Source organism: Mesorhizobium sp. M0145 (genome assembly GCF_040322355.1).
In the GTDB taxonomy this organism is placed as follows: Bacteria; Pseudomonadota; Alphaproteobacteria; order Rhizobiales; family Rhizobiaceae; genus Mesorhizobium.
This window is the reverse complement of the sequence record NZ_JAMYTK010000014.1, coordinates 150,582-172,171: the sequence shown is the minus strand read 5'-3', so window position 1 is coordinate 172,171 and position 21,590 is coordinate 150,582. Positions and strand designations below refer to the sequence as shown.

The following is a 21,590-nucleotide window of genomic DNA, read 5'->3' as shown; positions in this document are numbered from 1 at the left end:
TGGTCATGTTGACGAGATGAGCCACGACATCGCCGTCGATCTCCTTCGGATTGACGAAATGCGTCATGCCGAATTTCTCGCCCCAGGCTCGTCTGTCGTTGTTCAGGTCGACGCCGATGATCATGTCGGCGCCGGCAAGGCGCAATCCCTGGATGACGTTGAGGCCGATGCCGCCGAGGCCGAACACGACCGCCGTCGCGCCTTGCTCGACCTTGGCCGTGTTGATGACAGCACCGATGCCGGTGGTGACGCCGCAGCCGATGTAGCAGATCTTGTCGAACGGGGCGTCGGCATTGACCTTGGCCACCGCGATCTCGGGCAGCACGGTGAAGTTGGAGAAGGTCGAGCAGCCCATGTAGTGGAACAGCCTGTCCTTGCCGATCGAGAAGCGCGAGGTGCCGTCGGGCATCAAGCCCTGTCCCTGCGTGGCGCGGATGGCGGTGCACAGATTGGTCTTGCGCGACAGGCAGGACGGGCACTGCCGGCATTCCGGCGTGTAGAGCGGGATGACATGGTCGCCCTTCCTGACCGAGGTGACGCCCTTGCCGACGTCGACGACGATGCCGGCGCCCTCATGGCCGAGGATCGCCGGAAACAGGCCTTCCGGGTCGGCGCCCGACAGCGTGAACTCGTCGGTGTGGCAGATGCCGGTTGCCTTGATCTCGACCAGCACCTCGCCATCGCGGGGACCTTCGAGGTCGACCTCCATGATCTGCAGCGGCTTTCCGGCGGCAACGGCGACAGCGGCGCGCGTTTTCATCAGGCAATCCTCCCAAGGCAGTCTGCAATCCAGGTTAGATTTAACTTACCATTCAGCTCTGCGCTATGCACGAAGCGACGTTGTGACCCCGGATTTTCGTCAGCGCCCGCCGATTTGCATGCGGGATAGGCTCCGACTTTGCCTTGACCGGCCCCCTGAAGCCCATAAAACGGGAAGCCCGTAAAAGAAGGGCAGCCGAGGGACGAGGCCTGCATGTTCACAAAGATCCTGGTCGCCAACCGTGGCGAGATCGCCTGCCGCGTGATCAAGACGGCGCGCAAGATGGGCATCGCCACCGTCGCAGTCCATTCCGACGCCGACCGCGACGCCGTGCATGTCGAAATGGCCGACGAGGCGGTGCATATCGGGCCTTCGCCGGCTGCGCAAAGTTATCTGGTCGCGGAAAAGATCATCGCCGCCTGCAAGGCGACAGGAGCAGAGGCCGTGCATCCCGGCTACGGTTTCCTGTCCGAGCGGGCATCCTTCTGCGAAGGGCTGGAGCAGGAAGGCATCGTCTTCATTGGCCCGAAGCCCAAGGCCATCAAGGCGATGGGCGACAAGATCGAATCGAAGAAGTTCGCCAACGCGGCCAAGGTGTCGACGGTGCCCGGCTGGCTCGGCGTCGTCGAAAACGCCGCCCATGCCGAAGGAATAGCCGGCGAAATCGGCTATCCCGTGATGATCAAGGCTTCGGCCGGCGGCGGCGGCAAGGGCATGCGCATCGCCTGGAGCAAGGCAGAGGTGCGCGACGGCTTCGACCGGGCGCGGTCGGAGGCCAAAAGCTCGTTCGGCGATGACCGCGTCTTCATCGAAAAATTCATCGTCGATCCGCGCCATATCGAAATCCAGGTGCTCGCCGACGCGCATGGCAACACGCTCTATCTCGGCGAGCGCGAATGCTCGATCCAGCGCCGCAACCAGAAGGTCGTGGAGGAGGCGCCGTCGCCGTTCCTCGACGCCAAGACCCGCAAAGCCATGGGCGAGCAGTCGGTGGCGCTGGCCAAGGCCGTCGACTACCAGAGCGCCGGCACGGTCGAGTTCATCGTCGACAGCGACAAGAACTTCTATTTCCTGGAAATGAACACGCGGCTGCAGGTCGAGCATCCGGTGACGGAACTTGTCACCGGCATCGACCTGGTCGAGCAGATGATCCGCGTGGCGGCCGGCGAAAAGCTCGCCATCAAGCAGAGCGACGTCAAGCTGAACGGCTGGGCGGTGGAAAGCCGCCTCTATGCCGAAGACCCCTATCGCAACTTTCTGCCGTCGATCGGCAGGCTGACGAAATACCGGCCGCCGGAAGAGGGAAAATTCGGCGAAATCGTCATCCGCAACGATACCGGCGTTACCGAAGGCTCGGAAATCTCGATGTTCTACGACCCGATGGTCGCCAAGCTGTGCACCTGGGCGCCGACACGGCTGGCGGCGATCGACGCGATGTCGGAAGCGCTGGACAGTTTCGTCGTCGACGGCATCGAGCACAATATACCGTTCCTGGCGGCGCTGATGCAGCATCCGCGCTGGCGGGAAGGGCGGCTATCGACCGGCTTCATCGCCGAGGAATATCCCGACGGCTTCGCGCCCATTGTGCCGAACAGCGAAGAAAACGCGGTGCTGGCCGCGATCGCAACCGCGGTCGAACTGCTGCGCCGCGACCGGCTCGACCGGCTGGGCGGGCGGCTGGCGCCGCATTCGGGCGCCTTGAAACGCGATTGGGTGGTGAAGATCGGCCGGGATTATCTTTCGGTTGCCATCGTCGAAGGCATGATTTCCATTCCGATCGAGCTTGACCTGTCGATCGACGGCGGCGAGCCACTGACGGTGACCTCCGACTGGCGGCCGGGCGATCTCATCTGGCGCGGCGCGGTCGGCGGCCGCAAGGTCGCGGCGCAAGTCAGGCCGGTGCTGAACGGGTTCCGCATCGCCTGGAAAGGCATCTCGGTGACGGCGCGCGCCATGCTGCCGCGCACCGCCGAGCTCGAACGGCTGATGCCGGAAAAAGTGGCGCCGGATACCTCGAAGATGCTGCTATGCCCGATGCCCGGCCTCGTCGTATCGATCGCCGTTGCCGAGGGGCAGGAGGTCAAGGCCGGCGAGACGCTGGCCGTGGTCGAGGCGATGAAGATGGAAAACGTGCTGCGCGCCGAGCGCGATCTCATCGTCTCGAAGCTCAACGCCAAGCCCGGCGACAGCCTTGCCGTCGATGCGGTGATCATGGAATTCGCGTGAGGCTGAAACCCGCCCTCGACGCCCGTCAGAAGTTGGCGGGACAGCGCCCCCCTCTGTCCTGCCGGACATCTCCCCCTCCAGGGGGGAGATTGGCAGCCTCGGCGCCTCGCTCGCTCCTGCAACGTTGGAAATTGGCGAAAGCCGAGATGATGGCCAATCTCCCCACTAGAGGGGGAGATGTCCGGCAGGACAGAGGGGGGCGCGAGGGAACGCGACTTTGCAATTGGTTGAGCATGCTCGCTTGAGGAGGGACAAGGCGAGGCCGCGAGGAATTCGCATTTTTCCCCGTCGCGCCGTATTTTGTTCTTGCTTTGTGCCGGCAGCTATGCTACTAATTTGGGTATGGTGCTAATTGGCTCCAGCGACCCGCCCGCAGTGGCGGGTTTTTATTTGCAGCCTGACGTCGGCGGGACAGCGCCCCTTTCTGTCCTGCCGGACATCTCCCCCACGAGGGGGGAGATTGGCAGCTTCGATGGCAGCGCCTTTCTACCGGCGGAAGCGATTGCTAAGTTTACAAAGCTCCAATCACCACCGCTGGACTCGTGTTACCCGGTGCCGGACAATACATCTTCATCGACTGAGTCCTTGTGAGGCGGCGCGAAAAAACCATGGCGGATGAGAGACTTCCACGCGATCCCTTGCTGCGCGAGGCCTATGCAAAGGCGTCGCGGGCAGAGGCGGCGGCGCGTCGGTTCATTCATCTGCGCGTGCATTCGGCCTATTCGCTGCTCGAAGGTGCCTTGCAGCTCGGCAAGATCGTCGGCCATGCGGTGCAGGACGAATGCCCGGCAATCGCCGTCACCGACACCAACAATCTGTTCGGCGCGCTGGAATTCGCCCAGAAGGCGGCAAAGGACGGCATCCAGCCGATCATCGGCTGCCAGATCGACCTCGCCTTTTCCGGCGAGGCGAGCGACAGCCAGCGCGACCGCAGGCGGCAAGGACCGGAGATGCGGCCGGTCGTCCTGATCGCCGCAACCGAGGCCGGCTACGGCAATCTGGTCAGGCTGGTCAGCCGCGTCTACCTCGAGACACCGCCCGGCGAAGCGGTGCATCTGACGAGCGAGATGCTGCAGGGCCATTCCGACGGTCTGATCTGCCTTACGGGCGGGCCGCGCGGTCCGATCGGCACTGCCTTGAAACAGGATCGCCGCGAACTCGCCGAGACCCGGCTCTCGGTGCTCAAGAGCCTGTTCGGCGACCGGCTCTATGTCGAGCTTGAGCGCGTGTCGAGCTACGACCGCGCCATCGAGCAGTCGTCGGTCGATCTCGCCTACCGCCACGATCTGCCGCTGGTTGCCACCAACGAGGCGTTTTTCTTCTCTCGTGAAGACTATGAGGCGCATGACGCCCTGATCGCCATCGCCGAAGGTTCCGTGGTTGCGGCCGACAATCGCCGCCGCCTGTCGCCCGACCACTTCCTGAGAAGCCAGGCCGATATGGCGAGGCTGTTCGCCGACCTGCCGGAAGCAATCGACAACACCGTCGAGATCGCGCTGCGCTGCTCGTATTACCCGAAGACCCGCAATCCGATTCTGCCGCGCTTTGCCGGCCGCGATGTCGCCGACGCCGATGCTGCGGTCAAGGCGGAGGCGCAGGAGCTTGCCAGGCAGGCGCATGAAGGGCTAGAGGCGCGGCTGGCGGCGCACGGGCCGACGCCCGGCTATACCGTCGAGCAATATCGCGAAAGGCTGGATTTCGAGCTCGGCGTCATCGAGAAGATGAAATATCCGGGCTATTTCCTGATCGTTGCCGACTTCATCAAATGGGCCAAGGCACAAGGGATTCCGGTCGGCCCGGGCCGCGGTTCGGGCGCCGGCTCGCTGGTCGCCTATGCCACGACCATCACCGACATCGACCCACTGCGTTTTTCGTTGCTGTTCGAGCGCTTCCTCAATCCCGACCGCGTGTCGATGCCCGACTTCGACATCGACTTCTGCCAGGACCGGCGCGAGGAAGTCATCCGCTACGTCCAACGGAAATACGGCCGCGACCAGGTTGGCCAGATCATCACCTTCGGCACGCTGCAGGCGCGCGCGGTGCTGCGCGACGTCGGCCGCGTGCTGCAGATGCCTTACGGGCAGGTCGACAAGCTGAGCAAGATGGTGCCGTCGAACCCGGCCAATCCGGTCAAGCTCGCCGACGCCATCGCCAACGAGCCGCGCTTTGCCGAAGAGGCGGAGCGTGAGCCGATCGTGCAGACGCTGCTCGATACGGCGCAGAAACTGGAAGGTCTTTATCGGCACGCCTCGACGCACGCCGCCGGCATCGTCATCGGCGACCGGCCGCTGTCGGAGCTGGTGCCGATGTACCGCGATCCGCGCTCGGACATGCCGGTCACGCAGTTCAACATGAAATATGTCGAGCAGGCCGGGCTGGTGAAATTCGACTTCCTTGGCCTGAAGACGCTGACGGTGCTGGACAGGGCCGTCAAGCTGATCCGCCGCCGCGGCATCGAGATCGATCTTGCCCACATTCCGCTCGACGACCCCGAAACCTACGCCATGCTGTCGCGCGGCGAGGTGGTCGGCGTGTTCCAGGTGGAAAGTGCCGGCATGCGCAAGGCGCTGATCGGCATGCGGCCCGACTGTATCGAGGACATTATCGCGCTGGTCGCGCTCTACCGGCCGGGGCCGATGGAGAACATACCGACCTACAACGCCAGAAAGCACGGCGAGGAGGAGATGGCGTCGATCCACCCGAAGATCGACCATCTCGTCAAGGAGACGCAAGGCGTCATCGTCTACCAGGAACAGGTGATGCAGATCGCGCAGGAGCTCTCCGGCTATTCGCTGGGCGAAGCCGATCTGCTGCGCCGCGCCATGGGCAAGAAGATCCGCGCCGAGATGGACAAGCAGCGCGAGCGCTTTGTTTCGGGCGCGGTCGAGCGCGGCGTCGGCAAGCCGCAAGCCGACTTCATCTTCGACCTGCTGGCAAAGTTTGCCGACTACGGTTTCAACAAATCGCATGCCGCCGCCTATGCCGTCGTCTCCTACCAGACCGCCTATCTGAAGGCGCATTACCCTGTCGAATTCCTGGCGGCATCGATGACGCTCGACATGGGCAATACGGACAAGCTCGCCGATTTCCGCCAGGATGCGCTGCGCCTCGGCATCGAGGTGGTGGCGCCGTCGGTCATGACGTCGTTCCGGGATTTCGAGGTCGGCGAGAACCGCATCTTCTATTCGCTGGCCGCGCTCAAGGGCGTCGGCGACGCGGCGGTCGAGCACATCGTCGCTACGCGCGGCGAAAAACCCTTCAAGAGCCTCGCCGATTTCTGTGATAGGGTCGATCCGAAGATCGTCGGCAAGCGCGTCTTCGAAAGCCTGATCATGGCCGGCGCGCTCGACTGCTTCGGTCATGACCGTGCGGCGATGATGGCCGGCGTCGAGCGGATGATGGGGCTGGCGTCGCTGGCGCAGCAGAATGCCGTCACCGGCCAGCATGACATCTTTGGCGCCTCGCTCGGCGCACAGTCGCAGGCGCTCAACTTGCCGGCGACCGATCCCTGGCTCGCCGCCGACCGCCTGCACCGTGAATTCCAGGTGGTCGGGTTCTATCTCTCGGCGCATCCGCTCGACGAATACAAGGCGGCGCTGCAGAAAATGCGGGTGCAGACCTGGGGCGAGTTTTCGGCCGCCGTCAAACGCGGTGCTGCCGCCGGCCGGCTCGCCGGCACGGTGACCACCAAGCAGGAGCGCAAGACGCGCACCGGCAACAAGATGGGCGTCGTGCAATTCTCCGACACGTCCGGCCAGTATGAAGCGGTGCTGTTTTCCGAGGGGCTGGCGCAATACCGCGACTTGCTCGAACCCGGCCGCTCGGTGGTGATCACCGTTTCGGCCGAGGACAGGCCTGAAGGCGTCAATCTGCGCATCCAGACCGTGCAGTCGTTGGAGGAAGAGGCAAGCCGTATCCAGAAAGCGTTGCGCATCTTCGTCAGAAATGACGCACCGGCATCGACAATCCAATCGCAGCTTGGCCAGCGTGGCGACAGTCAGGTGAGCATCATCGTCATCAAGGAAGGCGGCGAGGGCGAGGTCGAGATCGAGTTGCCCAACCGCTACCGCGTATCGCCTCAGATCGCGTCGGCGATGCGGGCGGTGCCGGGCGTGGTCGAGGTGGAACTGGTCTAAGAGTTAGCGCACGCTTATGAAGCGGCGATCTCCGCCGGTTGCGGTGCTCTCCGCTGCAGGTTGAGCAGATTTCCCATGAGGATCAGCAGGGCGCCACCGGCGGTGAAGGCGTCGATCTGCTCGTGATAGAGCAGCCATCCGATCACCGCCGACAGCGGCACGCGCAAAAAGTCCATTGGCGAGATGACCGTCGCATCGGCATAGACAAGTGCGCGGGCCATGCAGAAATGCGACGACATGCCGGTGAAGGCGATGAGCAGGATCCACGGCCAGAGCTCAAGCGGCGGGTTTTGCCATTCGTAAAGCGCCGGGACCAGGCCAAGCAGCGACTGGATGATCAGCATCCAGAAGATGATGCGCACGACGCTGTCCGTCCGCGTCAGCGACTTGACGAGGACCACCGAGACGCCGAAGCAGACCGCGGCTCCCAGCACGATTACATGTCCCGGATTGACCGCGCCGACGCCCGGACGCACGATGATCACAACGCCGATCAGCCCGAGCACGATCGCTGCGAGCCGTGGCCGGGAGAGCCTTTCGCCGAGGAAACCGACGGCCAGCAAAGCAGTCCAGATCGGCGTCGTGAATTCGATCGAGATCAGTACCGCAAGCGGGATCAGCGTCAGGGCGTAGAGCCAGGCAGCCTGGCCGGTATAGTGGACGACGTTGCGGGCGATATGAGCCAGCGGGCGTCCGGTGCGCATCGCCGCAAAACCGCCTGACATCATGACCAGCGGCAACAGGATGAAAAAGCCGATCACCGAGCGCAGCTCGAGCACCTGGAAGACGTTTAGTTCGGCCGTCGTGGCGCGGCCAGCCACCGACATCGCCAGGAACGAGGCGATCGACAGCGCCATCCAGAACGCGGCCTTGGGGATCGAGGGTGCGGGTGCCATGCGGCTATGTCGCAAGCCGGAGCGCTCATCGCAACCGCTAGCCGACGCATTCGGCTGGGCCAGCCGTGCAGCGCTTCACGCAGTGATGTTGAAGCCGGAACTCGCGACTGAGGGAAGCGTTGGTCTGTCACTGCTTGCGTTCTGTGTTTTGGATACCAACGAGGAGCGGTCCGATGAAATCATTCGCACGATTTGTACTTGCCGGCTGCCTGACGGCCGGGGCCGGCGCAGCGCATGCCGACGATCCGGATTTTCTTCGCTCATTCCAGGGGAATTTCGCCGGCAAAGGCATCGTCAAGGTGACCACCGATGCGCCGACGGTGAATGTCTCCTGTCATTTCAATTCCGACGCAACGTCGAGCTCGCTATCGCTCGACGGCAGCTGCCGCGGTCTTATCGTGGCAACGCGCGCCATCAGCGCCGATCTCAAATCGAGCGGGACGAAATACACCGGCACCTATGTCGGATCGCGCACCGGGCCGGCGCAATTGAGCGGCAGCCGCTCCGGCAACGCAATCAATCTCGGCATCCGTTGGGCCAAGGAGGTCAATGGCGATCGCAGGGCGCAAATGACTGTTGAGAAAACCGGCGAGGACGGCATGCGGCTGACCGTTATCGATACCGATCCGAAAACTGGAAAAAGGGTGGTGACCAGCAGGATCGATCTGCGGCGCACCTGACGGGCTCACTCCTCGACCGGTTCGGGCGGATGGGCATCGCGGCCCTTGCCGAAGGTATAGCCGGTTTCCACCGCCCTGCGGCCGAACTTGCCGCGCAGCGTGTCGATGGCGCCTTCGGCCATGGCGCGCTTGCGTGACTGGACGTCGACCAGGTCGGGCGGGTCCGCCCGGTCATCGTCGGAGAGATCGCTGACGCCAATGCCGAGCAGCCGGTATTTCGTGCCATCCGCTTCCTTGCGCAGCAGCTCGAGCCCGGTCTGAAAGATGCGGTCGGCCAGCCGGGTCGGATCGCCGAGCTGGCGATTGCGCGTGCGGATCTTGAAATCCTGGGTCTTCAGCTTGAGGACGACGGTGCGTCCGGCAATGCCGGATTTCTTCAGCCGGGCCGAGACTTTTTCCGACAGCGCCCTCAGCACCGAAACCAGTTCGTCGACGGAGGCGATGTCGGTATCGAAAGTGGTTTCTGCCGACACACTTTTCGCGTCCTGGTCGGGAACGACGCGACGGTCGTCCTCGCCGCGCGAAAGCCGGTAGAGCCGGTCGCCCATGACGCCGTAGCGGCGCATCAGATCGCCACGTTCCATGCGCTGCAACTGGCCGATGGTGCGGATGCCGTCGCGCTCGAGCGTGGCGGCAAAGGCCTTGCCGACCCCCCAGATCAGCGTCACCGGCTGCTCGGCCAGGAAGCCGATAGCCTCGGCCTCGCCGATCACCGAAAAGCCGCGCGGCTTGCGGAAGTCCGACGCCACCTTGGCCAGGAACTTGCAGTAGGAAAGGCCGGCCGAAACGGTGATGCCGATCTCCTTTTCCACGCCGAGTGCGAAGCGCGCCAGCACCACCGCAGGCGGCAGGCCATGCAGGCGCTCGGTGCCGGCGAGGTCGAGAAAGGCCTCGTCGATCGAGAGCGGCTCGACCAGCGGCGTCAGCGCCTGCATCATGGCGCGCACCTCGCGGCCGACGCGCACGTATTTTTCCATGTCCGGCGGCAGGACCACCGCTTCCGGGCAGGCTTCGAGCGCCTTGAACATCGGCATTGCCGAGCGCACGCCGTGGATGCGGGCAATGTAGCATGCGGTGGAGACGACGCCGCGCTTGCCGCCGCCGATGATCAATGGCCGGTCCTTCAACGCCGGGTTGTCGCGCTTTTCGACCGCCGCGTAGAACGCGTCGCAATCGATATGGGCAAGGCGCAGCCGGTAGAGCTCCGGATGGCGGGCGAGCCGTGGACTGCCGCAGCGCTCGCAACGGCCTGCCTCGCTGCGCTGAAAACTCAGGCAGTCGCGGCAAAAACCGTGTTCGGGATTGTTGACAGGGGCCGCCATCGCTGCGAACATAAAGAGAACAAATGCAATGGTACGTCAGGACGGACGCCACGACAAGGCGGTGGGCCGGGAGAGAGCTCATGAATACGACCATAGCGCCGCTAGTGCCCGAGCTTTGGGCGGATTTCGAAGATCTTTTCGGTAGGCAAGGCGCCTGCTACGGCTGCTGGTGCACACATTTCCGGCTGTCGCCCGCAGCGCGCCGCGCGAGCAACCGGGAGCGCAACAAGGACCACATCAAGGCGCGGATCGAGGCCGGGCCGCCGCCCGGCCTGTTGGCCTTCGAGGGTGGCCAGGCGGTCGGCTGGATGCAGATCGGCCCGCGTGCCGACGTGCCCGAATGGAACAACCAGGGCAGGGGGTCGGCGCCGATCGACCCCGCCGACGCCAGCGATCCGGGCGTCTGGGCGATCTCCTGCTTCTTCATCCGCACCAAAGCACGCGGCAAGGGCCTGTCGCACCGCCTGGTCCAAGGCGGCATCGAGTTCGCCCGCCAGAACGGAGCGCGGCTGATCGAAGCCTGCCCGATCGATCTATCGAAGGATTCGCGCTCGATCGGGCTGTTCGTCGGCTCGTCGCGGGTCTTCGAAAAGGCCGGGTTCCAGCGGTTGGTCGAACGTAAGCCAGGCCGACCGCTGATGCGGCTGGTGCTGTAACAGCTCCGCAACACATAGGCCTTCTCTTGCGGCTGCGATGGTATTTGCCTACCAGTGATAGAACGGCTTGAGGGCCGCGATTAAGTGAGGATCGAGATGAAGCGCGTTTTGCCACTTATTTTACTTCTTGCCTGCAGCGCACCGGCCTTCGGCCAAGCGGTCGACAGGCAAGGCGCGAAGCAGCTTTCCGACGATCTGGCGCACTACATCGGCAAGAAGCTGTTCGATATCGGGTTCGTGAAAATTTCAGTCGACGGCGATGCCTACAAGCTCGCTTTCGACTTCAAGCCAGTCACGGATTTGATGGCAAAGCAGCAAGCCTTCAAGTTCGACGTCACGCCTTACTTCATCTTGGTCAAGCCACGCCAAGATGGACACTGGGACGTTTCGGCGGACGTGTCCCCGAAGGGGTCTATCGATTTCGTTGGCCCTGAGGGGGCGCAGCACATCGACTTCTCCGTGTCGGACAACAAGTTCACCGGAGTTTATGACCCCGACCTGGCCGCTTTCGCGAGCGCAACCGGTTCGATGGCTGGCATGACGATGACCACCCGAGAGCCCAAGCAGCAGGCGGATGTCACGGTCGGTGCTGGCACTGCCGTAATAGTTTCGACCAAATCCGCAAATGGCGGCATCGATTTCACGGTGATGGAAAAAATAACGAACTTCGCCGAAACGATCAAAGTCAACGATCCCAAAAGTGGGTTGAGTTTTCCGGCTGCTGTAAAAGCGCCTGAACTTTCCGTGGATGCGTCCGGCAAGGGTTTGCGGACAAAGCCGCTGCTCGACCTGCTTGCTTTCATCGTGGCGACTGATGATGCAGCCAAATTCAAGGCGGATGAGGCGGAGTTCAAATCGCTTCTGACGGCAGCACTGCCATTGTGGGAGCGGATCGACGGCACCTACGGCTTCAAGGACTTTGTGGTGGAGAGCCCGGTAGGCAAGTTCGGTGCGACGCAACTGAATACCGCCGTCGGCATGGACGGCATCGCCAAGGACGGCAAGATCAACTACGCGTTCAAGGTTTCCGGCCTGACAATACCACAGCAGGTGCTGCCCAGCTGGAGCGTTGCGTTGCTGCCGACGGATATCGACCTCAACTTCGGCGGCACCAACATCGATCTGGACAGCATGGCGAAGAAAACCATCGAAACCCTTGATTTCAGCAAGGATCCACCAGTGCCGGCAGATTTCGGCAACCAGATCTTCGCCGATTTCCTGGCCAAGACGCCAAAGGCCATTCTCGGACACAGCACGATCAAGAACGGCAACATCGAGATTGCGATGGAAGGTGAAATGACGTTCCCCGGCAAGAAGCCCGAGGCGAGCATGACCATCGATGTCGCGGGCTATGACAAGATCGTGGAGGCTCTGCAAACGGCGGCCAAGACCGAGCCGGAAGCGGCGCAGTATTTCCCCTTCGCACTCGCCGTCAAAGGATTTGGCAAGGCACTGCCGGATGGTCGACTGGAATGGGTCGTCAACGCTAAGGCAGACGGTTCGGTCACGGTCAACGGCGCCATGCTGAAGCCGGCCGATGCCGTTCAGGACAACCCCATCATGGACCCAAGCGAGGCTACCGTTCCGGATCATGGCTCGGGCGAGAATGACAATGGCGGGGCAGGGGCGAAGTTGAAACCCTAAGCGCCGAGCTTGGAGCCGTTCATCGTTTCACGGAAACGCCGAACCGCTCCATGTCTTTGTTTTTGCACAATCCGGACGGAAAACCGTTTTACACTTTTCCTGGAATTGCTCTAGAAGCGGCTGGCGTTAACGCCCGAGTGCGCTCACGATTTTCGCCGCCGCGATCTGTCTCGGGATCGCCGCTTATATCGAATGCTCATGATTGTCGTCGCCGAGCGGCAGCGCCCGCAATGCCTTGCCGACTGCGGCGGGCGGCGTTCCGGTCTCCTCGGAAAAACGCATCAGCGTCGGCTCGTGGGCAAGGATGAACTGCAGCACGCCGGCCAGGAATCCCGGCTCGCCGGCCGCCCAGCGGATGGAATGGGCTTCGATGCCGGTGATCGCCAGGAAGCGGGGCAGAAGTTCCGGATCGGCGGCGACGAAGCCCAACGCCTTTACGGCAACCGTTTCCGCTTCCTCGCGCATTGACGCTGCGTTTGCCATCGCTACCTTCCTTCATGGGCGGAATCGTTCTGTTTTCGCAGTAGTGGCAAGTGTCGCCGGCAGCAAGCTCGCCGACCTGGAATCCGAACGCTTTTAGGGCGACCGGTTTCCGTTTCGTCAATCATATTGCCGTATAGTGGGAACAGGTTTGGTGCGTGCCGACAAGGGGCGCATGACGGCACCCTTCGAGTGGAAGGCCAGCCGGGACGGGAAATCGATGCCAAAGAAGGTTATGATCGTCGAAGACAACGAGCTCAACATGAAGCTCTTTCGCGACCTCATCGAAGCGAGCGGCTACGAGACGGTGCGCACACGCAACGGCCTGGAAGCGCTGGATCTGGCGCGGCAGCACAGGCCGGACCTCATCCTGATGGACATCCAGCTGCCGGAAGTGTCGGGCCTCGAGGTCACCAAATGGCTGAAGGAGGACGATGATCTTCACGTCATCCCGGTCATCGCCGTCACCGCCTTCGCGATGAAGGGGGACGAGGAGCGCATTCGCCAGGGCGGCTGCGAGGCATATATCTCCAAGCCGATCTCGGTGCCGCGTTTCATCGAAACCATCAAATCCTACCTGGGCGATGCCTGATGTCCCTTTCCAGCCGAGCCGGAGCTTTATGAAATGACCGCGCGGATCCTCGTCGTCGACGACATCCCAGCCAATGTCAGGCTGCTGGAGGTTCGGCTGCTCGCCGAATATTTCGAGGTCCTGACCGCCACCAACGGGCCGGACGCGATCGAGATCTGCGAGAACGGCAAGGTCGACGTCGTGCTGCTCGACGTGATGATGCCCGACATGGACGGGTTCGAGGTCTGCCGGCGGCTGAAGGGCGACCCGGCGACATCGCACATCCCTGTCGTGATGATCACCGCACTCGACCAGGTTTCGGACCGGGTGCGCGGCCTCGAGGCCGGCGCCGACGATTTTTTGACCAAGCCGGTCAACGATCTGCAGTTGATGACGCGCGTCAAGAGCCTGGTCAGGCTGAAATCGCTGACCGACGAGCTGCGGCTGCGCGCCTCGACGACACGCAATATCGGCATCGAGGAGCTTTTGAGCCGCAACTTCGCTGCCGACGATGCGGTGCCGAAGGTGCTGCTGGTCGACGAGCGCAAATCCTCGTTCGAGCGCATCCAGAAGATGCTGCGCGGCAGTGCCGATCTCGACGTCGCCAATGATCCGCATGCCGGCTTCTTCCAGGCCGCCGAGCAGCCGTATGAATGCGTGATGATCTCGACAGCCTTCGCCGATTTCGACCCGCTGAGGCTCTGCTCGCAATTGCGCTCGCTCGATCGCACCCGTTTCCTGCCGATCATCCTTCTGGCGGACGAGGGCGAGGAGGGGCGTATCATCCGCGGCCTCGAACTCGGCATCAACGATTATCTGATGCGGCCGATCGACCAGCAGGAGCTGACCGCGCGGCTGCGCACGCAGGTGCGCCGCAAGCGCTACAACGACCAGCTTCGCGCCAGCGTCACCCAGACCATCGAGATGGCGGTGACCGATGCCCTGACCGGCCTGCACAACCGCCGCTATCTCGACAGCCATTTGCAGACGCTGTTCGACCGCGCCGTGGCACGGCGCCGGCCGCTGTCGGTGATGATCACCGATCTGGACCGCTTCAAGAGCATCAACGACGCGCATGGCCATGACGGCGGCGACGACGTGCTGCGCGAATTCGCGCGGCGGCTGCGCAAGAATGTGCGCGGCATCGATCTGGCCTGCCGCTTCGGCGGTGAGGAGTTCGTCGTGGTGATGCCGGACACCGACGGCGCGGTAGCCGAAAAGGTCGCCGAGCGCATTCGCGCCGAAATCGCCCAGCTGCCGTTTGCCGTCGGCACCGAAGGCAAGGCCGTCGAAGTCACCGTCAGCGTCGGCGTGTCGTCGGTGCTGAAGGGGGTAGACACGGTTTCGGCGCTGATGAAACGCGCCGACCTCGCGCTCTACGAAGCCAAGAGCGGCGGCCGCAATCGCGTCGTCGCCAAGGCGGCTTAGCACCGAACACCAATTGCCGGGTCAACGCGACAAGGTTACGAATTTACCTTAATCCAAGCGATTTGCGAGGCTTGGTTAAGAAACGGTTGATTTCCATAAGTTGTTGCGCAAATGTGCAGCCCTTAGACGTAACCGGCACGAGGCTAGATCGCCGGTTCGACCCGAAGAATACCCCATGATGCTCAGGTCCGCCGCATCTCCTGGGTCCGTGGGGTCGGCCGGCCGGCGCTGGCACATAGTGGCCTCCTCGTACCGCTGCCAAACGCCGGCCGGCCCCCAATTTTCAAAACACATCAGGATTCTACGTCAAGACCCGGAAAACGCTTGGTTTTTGTTGCGGCAGCGACAGCGCCCTTTGAAATAGCCGGCTGGGCAGAGCGTATGCGCCAGCAGTCGGTTGACAGGGCCTTTCTTCTATGCAGAAATTGGTTGGACCATTGAGCCATTTGGTGACCCGTTGGCATGACGGAATTCGGCCTTTCCCCCATACAGGCAACTGCTCGCGACGACGCGGTGCTCAAGGCGCTGGCCGGCTTTGTGATGCGGGAAGCTCTCGGGCCCGGCCAGAGACTGCCGACCGAACGCATCCTTGCCGAGCGCCTCAAGGTGAGCCGCAACACCGTGCGCGAGGCGCTGACGCGCTGGGAAGGGCTCGGCCTGGTCGAACGGCGGCAAGGCAGCGGCACCTATCTCAAGGGAGTGGTCTCGCTGGACATGCTGCACATGCCGCTGACGCTGGCCGGCGGCAATGATTTCACCAGCCTGATGCAGACGCTGGAAATCCGCCGGGCACTGGAAGCGGAAGCCGCCGCCCTGTGCGCCGTCCGCGCGGGCCAGGCAGATCTCGTCGGGATCGGGCGCAAGCTCGACATTATGGAGCAGGCCTTCCACACCCGCGCCGGGATGTCGGCGGAGGAGGACTGGGAATTCCACCAGTCGATCTACCGCAGTTCCGGCAATCCGCTGTTCGAGCAGATCATCGCCGCCATGCACGAACTGTTCCATCGTTTCTGGGAGCATCCGCTCGGCGTGCGTGATTTCGGCCACGCCAGCTTTCCCTACCACCGCACCATCTACGAACGCATCGCCGCGCACGATCCGGAGGGGGCCCGGGCCGAGGCGCTCAAGCTGATCGCCACCGTCGAGGACGATCTGAAGCGCGGCGCGGCCAAACTCGAACTTTCAGGCCAGAAATGAGCGATCATCCCGCCGGTTTCGAAAACGACTATCTCGCCGAGGCAGCGACGCTTCTCGCCCATGACGAGCCTTTCCCCGGCGGCGCGGTGGTCCCGCCGATCTACCAGACTTCGCTCTTCACCTTCGCCGACTATGCCGAGATGGCCGACACATTCGCCGGCAGGCGACGTCAGCCGATCTATTCGCGCGGCGACAACCCGACGGTCATGGAGTTCGAGGCGCGTGTCGCCGCTCTCGAAGGCGCGGAGGCCGCGCGCGGCTTTTCCAGCGGCATGGCGGCGATCAGCGCCACGGTGCTTGCTTTCGTCGGTGCCGGTGAGCGCATGGTTGTCGTGCGCAATTGCTACGGCGATGCCTACCGGCTGTTCGAACGGCTTTTGCCACGGCTCAACATCAAGGTCGACTATGTCGACGGTTCCGATCCGGACGCGGTCGCGGCAGCACTTCCCGGCGCCAAGCTGCTCTACCTGGAAAGCCCGACGTCGATGATGTTCGAACTCCAGGACATAACCCACCTGGCGCGGCTGGCCAAAGAGCAGGGCATCATCACCTCGATCGACAATTCCTGGGCTACGCCGGTGTTCCAGAAGCCGATTTCGCACGGTGTCGATCTGGTGCTGCATTCGGCCTCGAAATATCTCGGCGGCCACAGCGACACCGTCGCCGGTGTGGTGGCCGGTTCGGCCCCCCATATCCGACATATCAACGAGCAGACCTATTCCTATCTCGGCGGCAAACTTTCGCCTTTCGAGGCCTGGCTGTTGCTGCGTGGCCTGCGCACATTGCCGCTGCGGTTGCCGCATCACATGAAGAGCGGGCTGACCATCGCCGAACGGCTGAAAGCGCATGACCATGTCGAGCGGGTCAACCACCCGGCCTATTCCAACCATCCAGGCAAGGCGACGCTTGCCGGCTATGCCGGGCTGTTCTCGTTCGAAGTGACGGAAGACGTCGACATCCCGGCTTTCGTCGATGCGCTGAAACTCTTTCGCATCGGCGTCAGCTGGGGCGGCCATGAGAGCCTGGTGGTTCCGGCAAAGGCCTCGCTCGAGCAGACGCCGGGCCTGAATTCGATGGCGCGCTTCGGCGTCAGCCCACGAACCATCCGCTTCAGTGTCGGATTGGAAAGTGTCGAAGACCTGTGGGCGGATGTTGCCCAGGCCTTCGACAGAGCAAAAAGATAAAGGAGCCGTTCAAAATGGGAGTGCTGAACATGAAAAAACTGAGCATCCTTCTTGGTGCCGTCGCGGGTCTGGCGATTTCCGCCGGCAGCGTGCTGGCCGATTCCACGGTCAAGATGGTCGAGGTCATCACCAGCCCGCCGCGTACCGAATTCCTCAAGAAGCAGATCGCCGAATTCGAGGCGGCCAATCCGGGTGTCAGGGTCGAGCTGGTATCGCTGCCCTGGGGCCAGGCGTTCGAGAAGTTCCTCACCATGGTGCAGGCCGGCGACACGCCCGACATCGTCGAGATGCCGGAACGCTGGATGGGTCTTTATGCGACCAACGGCCAGCTCGAGGATCTCGGGCCATACATGGCCAAATGGGACGATGCCAAAACGCTGGGCGAGCGTGCCAAGCAGTTCGGCTCGACGGTCGATAACAAGCAGTACATGATCCCTTACGGCTATTACCTGAATGCGCTGTTCTGGAACAAGAAGCTGTTCAAGGAGGCCGGTCTGGACGGTCCGCCGGCGACGCTCGATGAATTCGTCGAGGACTCCAAAAAAATCTCGGCGATACCGGGCAAATATGGCTACTGCCTGCGCGGCGGCCCGGGCGCCTTCAACGGCATGCATATGTTCATGAACATCGCCGCCGGCAAGGGCGGCTATTTCAACGAGGACGGCACCTCGACCATCAACGAGGAAGGCTCGGTCAAGGGCCTGCAGATGCTCGCCGACATGTACAAGAACGGCCTGGCGCCGAAAGATGCGGTGAGCTGGGGTTTTAACGAGACCGTCACCGGCTTCTACAGCGGCACCTGCGCCATGCTGAACCAGGATCCCGACGCGCTGCTCGGCATCGCCGACAAGATGAGCGCCGACGATTTCGCCGTGGCGCCGATGCCGGTCGGGCCGAGCGGCAAATCCTATCCGACGCTCGGTTATGCCGGCTGGGCGATGTTCGCCAATTCCCAGCACAAGGACGATGCCTGGAAGCTGATGGCGACGCTGTTGTCGCCCAAGGACAATCTGGAATGGGCAAAGGAAGTCGGCGTCATTCCAATCCACAACGGCGCCGACCAGGACGCCCACTTCAGGACCGAGCAGTTCAAAGGCTGGTTCGAGGAACTGAACAACGGCGACAAATACGAGATGGTGACGCCTCCGACGCATCTGGAAAACCTTGGCAATTTCGTAGACCAGGTGGCGATCAAGAATTTTCAGGAAGTGCTGCTTGGCCAGAAAGCGGCCAAGGACGTGGCTGACGAATGGGCCAAGTTCCTGACCAAGGAACAGCAGGACTGGCTGGCCAAGAACAAGAAATAGCTTTTCTTCCTTCTCCCGTTCACGGGGAGAAGGTGTCACGACGTGACGGATGAGCGGCGGCGCCAACTCGACTTGGCTCGCGCTGCTTCTCATCTGCCTGCCCGTCCTCCACAGCAGCTGCGCTGCAGCTGCGGAGGGTGGACCGGCATCTCCCCGTAAACGGGGAAGGCGCTGTCGCCAGCCCGTGCTTACCCAGGAGACGATCCAGTACCAATGACCTATGCCGTGTCCGAAATCCGATCCGCCGGCAGGCCGCGAAAGAAGCGGCTATCGCATGCCGCGATCGAGCCTTGGCTCTATCTCAGCCCGGCGATCGCGCTGCTGGTCGTCGTGCTCCTGGTGCCGCTGGTTATCGGTGTCGGCTACTCGTTCCGCAAATTCTCCGCTTTCAAATCCGAATATGTCGGGCTTGGGCAGTATCAGGCGATGCTGTCGGATCCTGTGCTCGGGCAGGCGCTCGTCAACACCCTATGGTGGACGGCAGCCAGCCTGTTCTTCCAATTTTTCCTTGGACTTGGCCTGGCGCTGCTGCTCGATACGCCGTTCCGGGGCAGAAAGATCGTGCAGGCCGTGGTGTTCCTGCCTTGGGCGGTACCGTCCTTCCTCTCGGGCCTGACCTGGGCCTGGCTGTTCAACCCGATCATCGGGCCGCTGCCGCATTGGCTCTACGCCTTGGGGCTGAAAGCCGAGCCAACCAACGTGCTCTCCGATCCCTCGACAGCCATGTGGGGGCCGATCGTCGCCAATGTCTGGTTCGGCATTCCCTTTTTTGCCATCACGCTTTTGGCGGCGTTGAAGTCGATCCCGTCAGAACTGCATGAGGCGGCGGCGATCGACGGCGCCTCGCCGTGGCAGCGCTTCACCAAGGTGACGCTGCCGTTCCTGGCGCCGACCATCGTCATTACCGTCATGCTGCGCACGATATGGATCGCCACATTCGCCGACCTGATCTTCGTCATGACCGAAGGCGGGCCTGCCGGTTCGACCGCCACGGTGCCGGTCTATATCTATGTCAGCGCGTTCAAGTCACTGGATAAGGGCTATGCCTCGGCGGTGGCGGTGCTGCTGCTTGTGCTGCTCATCGTCTATGCGATTGCGCTGATAGGCATCCGCCGCTCGCTGGTGAGGTACGTCTGATGATTGCCGGACGCTCCGTCTCCTCGCGCATTCTCGGCGGCATCGGCCTTTACGGCGCCATCGCCGCCTATATGGCCTTCGCGCTGTTCCCGATCTTCTGGACGTTGAAGATCTCGGTTACGCCGGAGCGGCTGCTCTATTCCGAAGGCATCACTTTCTGGCCGTCGCAAGCGACGCTGCAGAACTTCGTCACCGTGCTCGAAGCCACCGATTTTCCGCGCTATTTCCTGAACAGCGTTATCGTTTCGGTGTCGACGGCAGCCTTCGTAACGGTCATTGCCACGCTGGCCGGCTACGCCATGTCGCGATTTTCCTTCCGCGGCAAGGCGACCCTGGCCATCCTGCTTTTGCTCACCCAGACTTTTCCGCTGGTGATGGTCATTCCGCCGATCTACCGCATCATGGGACAGATCGGCCTCATCAACAGCCTGACCGGCCTCGTCATCATCTACACCGCGTTCAATACGGCCTTTGCGACCTTCCTGATGCAATCTTTCTTCGACGGCATCCCGAGAGACCTGGAAGAGGCAGCCATGATCGACGGCTGCACGCGCCTGCAGGCGATGCGCAAGGTGATCGTGCCGCTGACGCTACCCGGCATGGGCGCGACGCTCGGCTTCGTCTTTACCGCCGCCTGGAGCGAGTTGCTGTTTGCGCTGATGCTGATTTCCAGCGACGACCAGAAGACCTTCGCGGTTGGCCTGCTCACCTATATCGGCAAATTCGCGGTCGACTGGGGACAGATGATGGCTGCTTCCATCCTGGCGCTGATCCCGGTCTGCGTCTTCTTTGCCTTCCTGCAACGCTACCTCGTCACCGGCCTTACCGCCGGCGCCGTCAAGGGATAGATCGATGGCCTCCGTTACACTCGACAAAGTCCGCAAAGACTATGGAGCCGTGCGCGTTCTGCACGCGGTCGATCTCGAAATCGCCGACGGCGAGTTCGTCGTTCTGGTCGGCCCGTCCGGCTGCGGGAAATCGACCCTGCTGCGCATGATCGCCGGGCTGGAGGAGGTCTCCGACGGGCAGATCCATATTGGCGAGCGCCTGGTCAACGACATCGCGCCAAAGGACCGCGACATTGCCATGGTATTCCAGTCCTACGCGCTCTATCCGCACATGGACGTGTCGAAGAACATGGGCTTCAGCCTGATGCTGAGAAAGGCCGGCAAGCCGGCAATCGATGCAAGGGTGGACAGTGCCGCCAAGCGGCTCGGGCTCGATGCGCTTCTGCAACGCCTGCCGCGGCAATTGTCCGGCGGCCAGCGCCAGCGCGTCGCCATGGGACGGGCCATCGTGCGCGACCCGAAGGTCTTTCTCTTCGACGAGCCGCTTTCGAACCTCGACGCCAAGCTGCGCGTCCACATGCGTGCCGAGATCAAGGCGCTGCACCAGCAATTGAAGACCACTTCGGTCTATGTCACCCACGACCAGACCGAAGCGATGACAATGGCCGACCGCATCGTCGTCATGCATGACGGCCTCGTCCAGCAGGTCGGTGTGCCGCTCGATCTGTACGACCGGCCGGTCAACATGTTCGTCGCCGGGTTCATCGGCTCGCCCGGCATGAATTTTCTGCCTGCCGTAGTTGAAAAGGGCGCCAAGCCGGATGCCATCCTGGCCGACGGCCAGAAGCTGAGGCTGCCGGACGGCCTGCCGCTCAGGGATGGCGATGCGATCACCGTCGGCTTGCGGCCCGAGCATATCCGGCTCGCCGACAATGGCGCGCTGAAGGGCGAGGTGGGTGTCGTGGAGCCGCTCGGCCTGTCCACCCAGTTCTATGCCGGGCTTGCCGGCCAGCAGGTCTGCGTGTTTGCCATGGGCCGGGCCAGCGTGAAGCCGGGTGAGGCCGTGCGCCTATCGGCTGATCCGGCATCGCTCCATCTGTTCGATCCGGCAAGCGGCGATCGCATCGGCTAATCCTGCATCCCGAAATGAAAAACGCCGCCCGGAAGGCGGCGTTTCG

At 62.6% G+C, this 21,590-nt stretch carries 17 protein-coding genes; 13 read left to right on the top strand and 4 right to left on the bottom strand.

The window, feature by feature from the left end; all coding sequences use genetic code 11:
* Nucleotides 1-760 (bottom strand): alcohol dehydrogenase catalytic domain-containing protein (locus NKJ28_RS20710; RefSeq protein ID WP_352636812.1); only part of this gene is annotated, 760 nt, incomplete at its 3' end.
* Between the two features lie 213 nt (nt 761-973).
* On the opposite strand from NKJ28_RS20710, the gene NKJ28_RS20705 reads away from it, so the two are divergent.
* Nucleotides 974-2,986, top strand: a complete 2,013-nt coding sequence (locus NKJ28_RS20705; RefSeq protein WP_352636810.1) for an acetyl-CoA carboxylase biotin carboxylase subunit — start codon at nt 974-976, stop codon at nt 2,984-2,986.
* A 608-nt stretch (nt 2,987-3,594) separates the two neighbouring features.
* Complete coding sequence (gene dnaE / locus NKJ28_RS20700; protein ID WP_352636809.1) at nt 3,595-7,122, top strand: DNA polymerase III subunit alpha; 3,528 nt, start codon at nt 3,595-3,597, stop codon at nt 7,120-7,122.
* 14 nt (nt 7,123-7,136) lie between these two features.
* Here the strand turns inward: dnaE and NKJ28_RS20695 are convergent, their stop codons facing one another.
* On the bottom strand, nt 7,137-8,018 hold the full coding sequence (locus NKJ28_RS20695) for a DMT family transporter (protein ID WP_023679994.1): 882 nt from the start codon (nt 8,016-8,018) through the stop codon (nt 7,137-7,139).
* Nucleotides 8,019-8,191: 173 nt separating this feature from the next.
* Here NKJ28_RS20695 and NKJ28_RS20690 point away from each other — a divergent pair, with 173 nt between their 5' ends.
* Nucleotides 8,192-8,698, top strand: coding sequence for a hypothetical protein (locus NKJ28_RS20690; RefSeq protein WP_352636807.1), 507 nt, complete (start codon nt 8,192-8,194; stop codon nt 8,696-8,698).
* Nucleotides 8,699-8,703: 5 nt separating this feature from the next.
* Here the strand turns inward: NKJ28_RS20690 and NKJ28_RS20685 are convergent, their stop codons facing one another.
* The gene (locus tag NKJ28_RS20685) at nt 8,704-10,032 is read right to left on the bottom strand and encodes a DNA polymerase IV (protein ID WP_352594500.1); all 1,329 of its coding nucleotides are present in this window, start codon (nt 10,030-10,032) and stop codon (nt 8,704-8,706) included.
* A gap of 68 nt (nt 10,033-10,100) precedes the next feature.
* Here NKJ28_RS20685 and NKJ28_RS20680 point away from each other — a divergent pair, with 68 nt between their 5' ends.
* Both NKJ28_RS20680 and NKJ28_RS20675 read left to right on the top strand, forming a co-directional pair.
* Complete coding sequence (locus NKJ28_RS20680; protein ID WP_023679991.1) at nt 10,101-10,676, top strand: GNAT family N-acetyltransferase; 576 nt, start codon at nt 10,101-10,103, stop codon at nt 10,674-10,676.
* A 96-nt stretch (nt 10,677-10,772) separates the two neighbouring features.
* Nucleotides 10,773-12,320, top strand: coding sequence for a hypothetical protein (locus NKJ28_RS20675; protein ID WP_352636806.1), 1,548 nt, complete (start codon nt 10,773-10,775; stop codon nt 12,318-12,320).
* A gap of 183 nt (nt 12,321-12,503) precedes the next feature.
* On the opposite strand, the gene NKJ28_RS20670 is transcribed toward NKJ28_RS20675, so the two are convergent.
* A complete protein-coding gene (locus NKJ28_RS20670; RefSeq protein ID WP_031212854.1) occupies nt 12,504-12,803 on the bottom strand; it encodes a DUF3572 domain-containing protein in 300 nt (99 codons plus the stop codon).
* 172 nt (nt 12,804-12,975) lie between these two features.
* Here NKJ28_RS20670 and NKJ28_RS20665 point away from each other — a divergent pair, with 172 nt between their 5' ends.
* From NKJ28_RS20665 to NKJ28_RS20630, 8 genes are all read left to right on the top strand, one after another.
* Nucleotides 12,976-13,392, top strand: coding sequence for a response regulator (locus tag NKJ28_RS20665; protein ID WP_348625950.1), 417 nt, complete (start codon nt 12,976-12,978; stop codon nt 13,390-13,392).
* A gap of 33 nt (nt 13,393-13,425) precedes the next feature.
* Complete coding sequence (locus tag NKJ28_RS20660; RefSeq protein WP_023679987.1) at nt 13,426-14,799, top strand: PleD family two-component system response regulator; 1,374 nt, start codon at nt 13,426-13,428, stop codon at nt 14,797-14,799.
* Nucleotides 14,800-15,261: 462 nt separating this feature from the next.
* Complete coding sequence (locus NKJ28_RS20655; protein WP_352622652.1) at nt 15,262-15,996, top strand: FadR/GntR family transcriptional regulator; 735 nt, start codon at nt 15,262-15,264, stop codon at nt 15,994-15,996.
* Nucleotides 15,993-17,180, top strand: coding sequence for a PLP-dependent transferase (locus NKJ28_RS20650; protein ID WP_352636805.1), 1,188 nt, complete (start codon nt 15,993-15,995; stop codon nt 17,178-17,180). The genes NKJ28_RS20655 and NKJ28_RS20650 overlap by 4 nt, the downstream gene beginning before the upstream one ends.
* A gap of 29 nt (nt 17,181-17,209) precedes the next feature.
* The gene (locus tag NKJ28_RS20645; protein ID WP_352636803.1) at nt 17,210-18,487 is read left to right on the top strand and encodes an ABC transporter substrate-binding protein; all 1,278 of its coding nucleotides are present in this window, start codon (nt 17,210-17,212) and stop codon (nt 18,485-18,487) included.
* 213 nt (nt 18,488-18,700) lie between these two features.
* Nucleotides 18,701-19,624: a carbohydrate ABC transporter permease gene (locus tag NKJ28_RS20640; protein WP_352636802.1), complete on the top strand. Its 924-nt coding sequence runs from the start codon at nt 18,701-18,703 to the stop codon at nt 19,622-19,624.
* Entirely contained in the window at nt 19,624-20,472 is an 849-nt protein-coding gene (locus NKJ28_RS20635; RefSeq protein ID WP_352594495.1) for a carbohydrate ABC transporter permease, read from the top strand. Before NKJ28_RS20640 ends, NKJ28_RS20635 begins: the two co-directional genes overlap by 1 nt.
* 4 nt (nt 20,473-20,476) lie before the next feature.
* Complete coding sequence (locus NKJ28_RS20630) at nt 20,477-21,544, top strand: ABC transporter ATP-binding protein (RefSeq protein WP_352594494.1); 1,068 nt, start codon at nt 20,477-20,479, stop codon at nt 21,542-21,544.
* Nucleotides 21,545-21,590 lie beyond the last annotated feature (46 nt).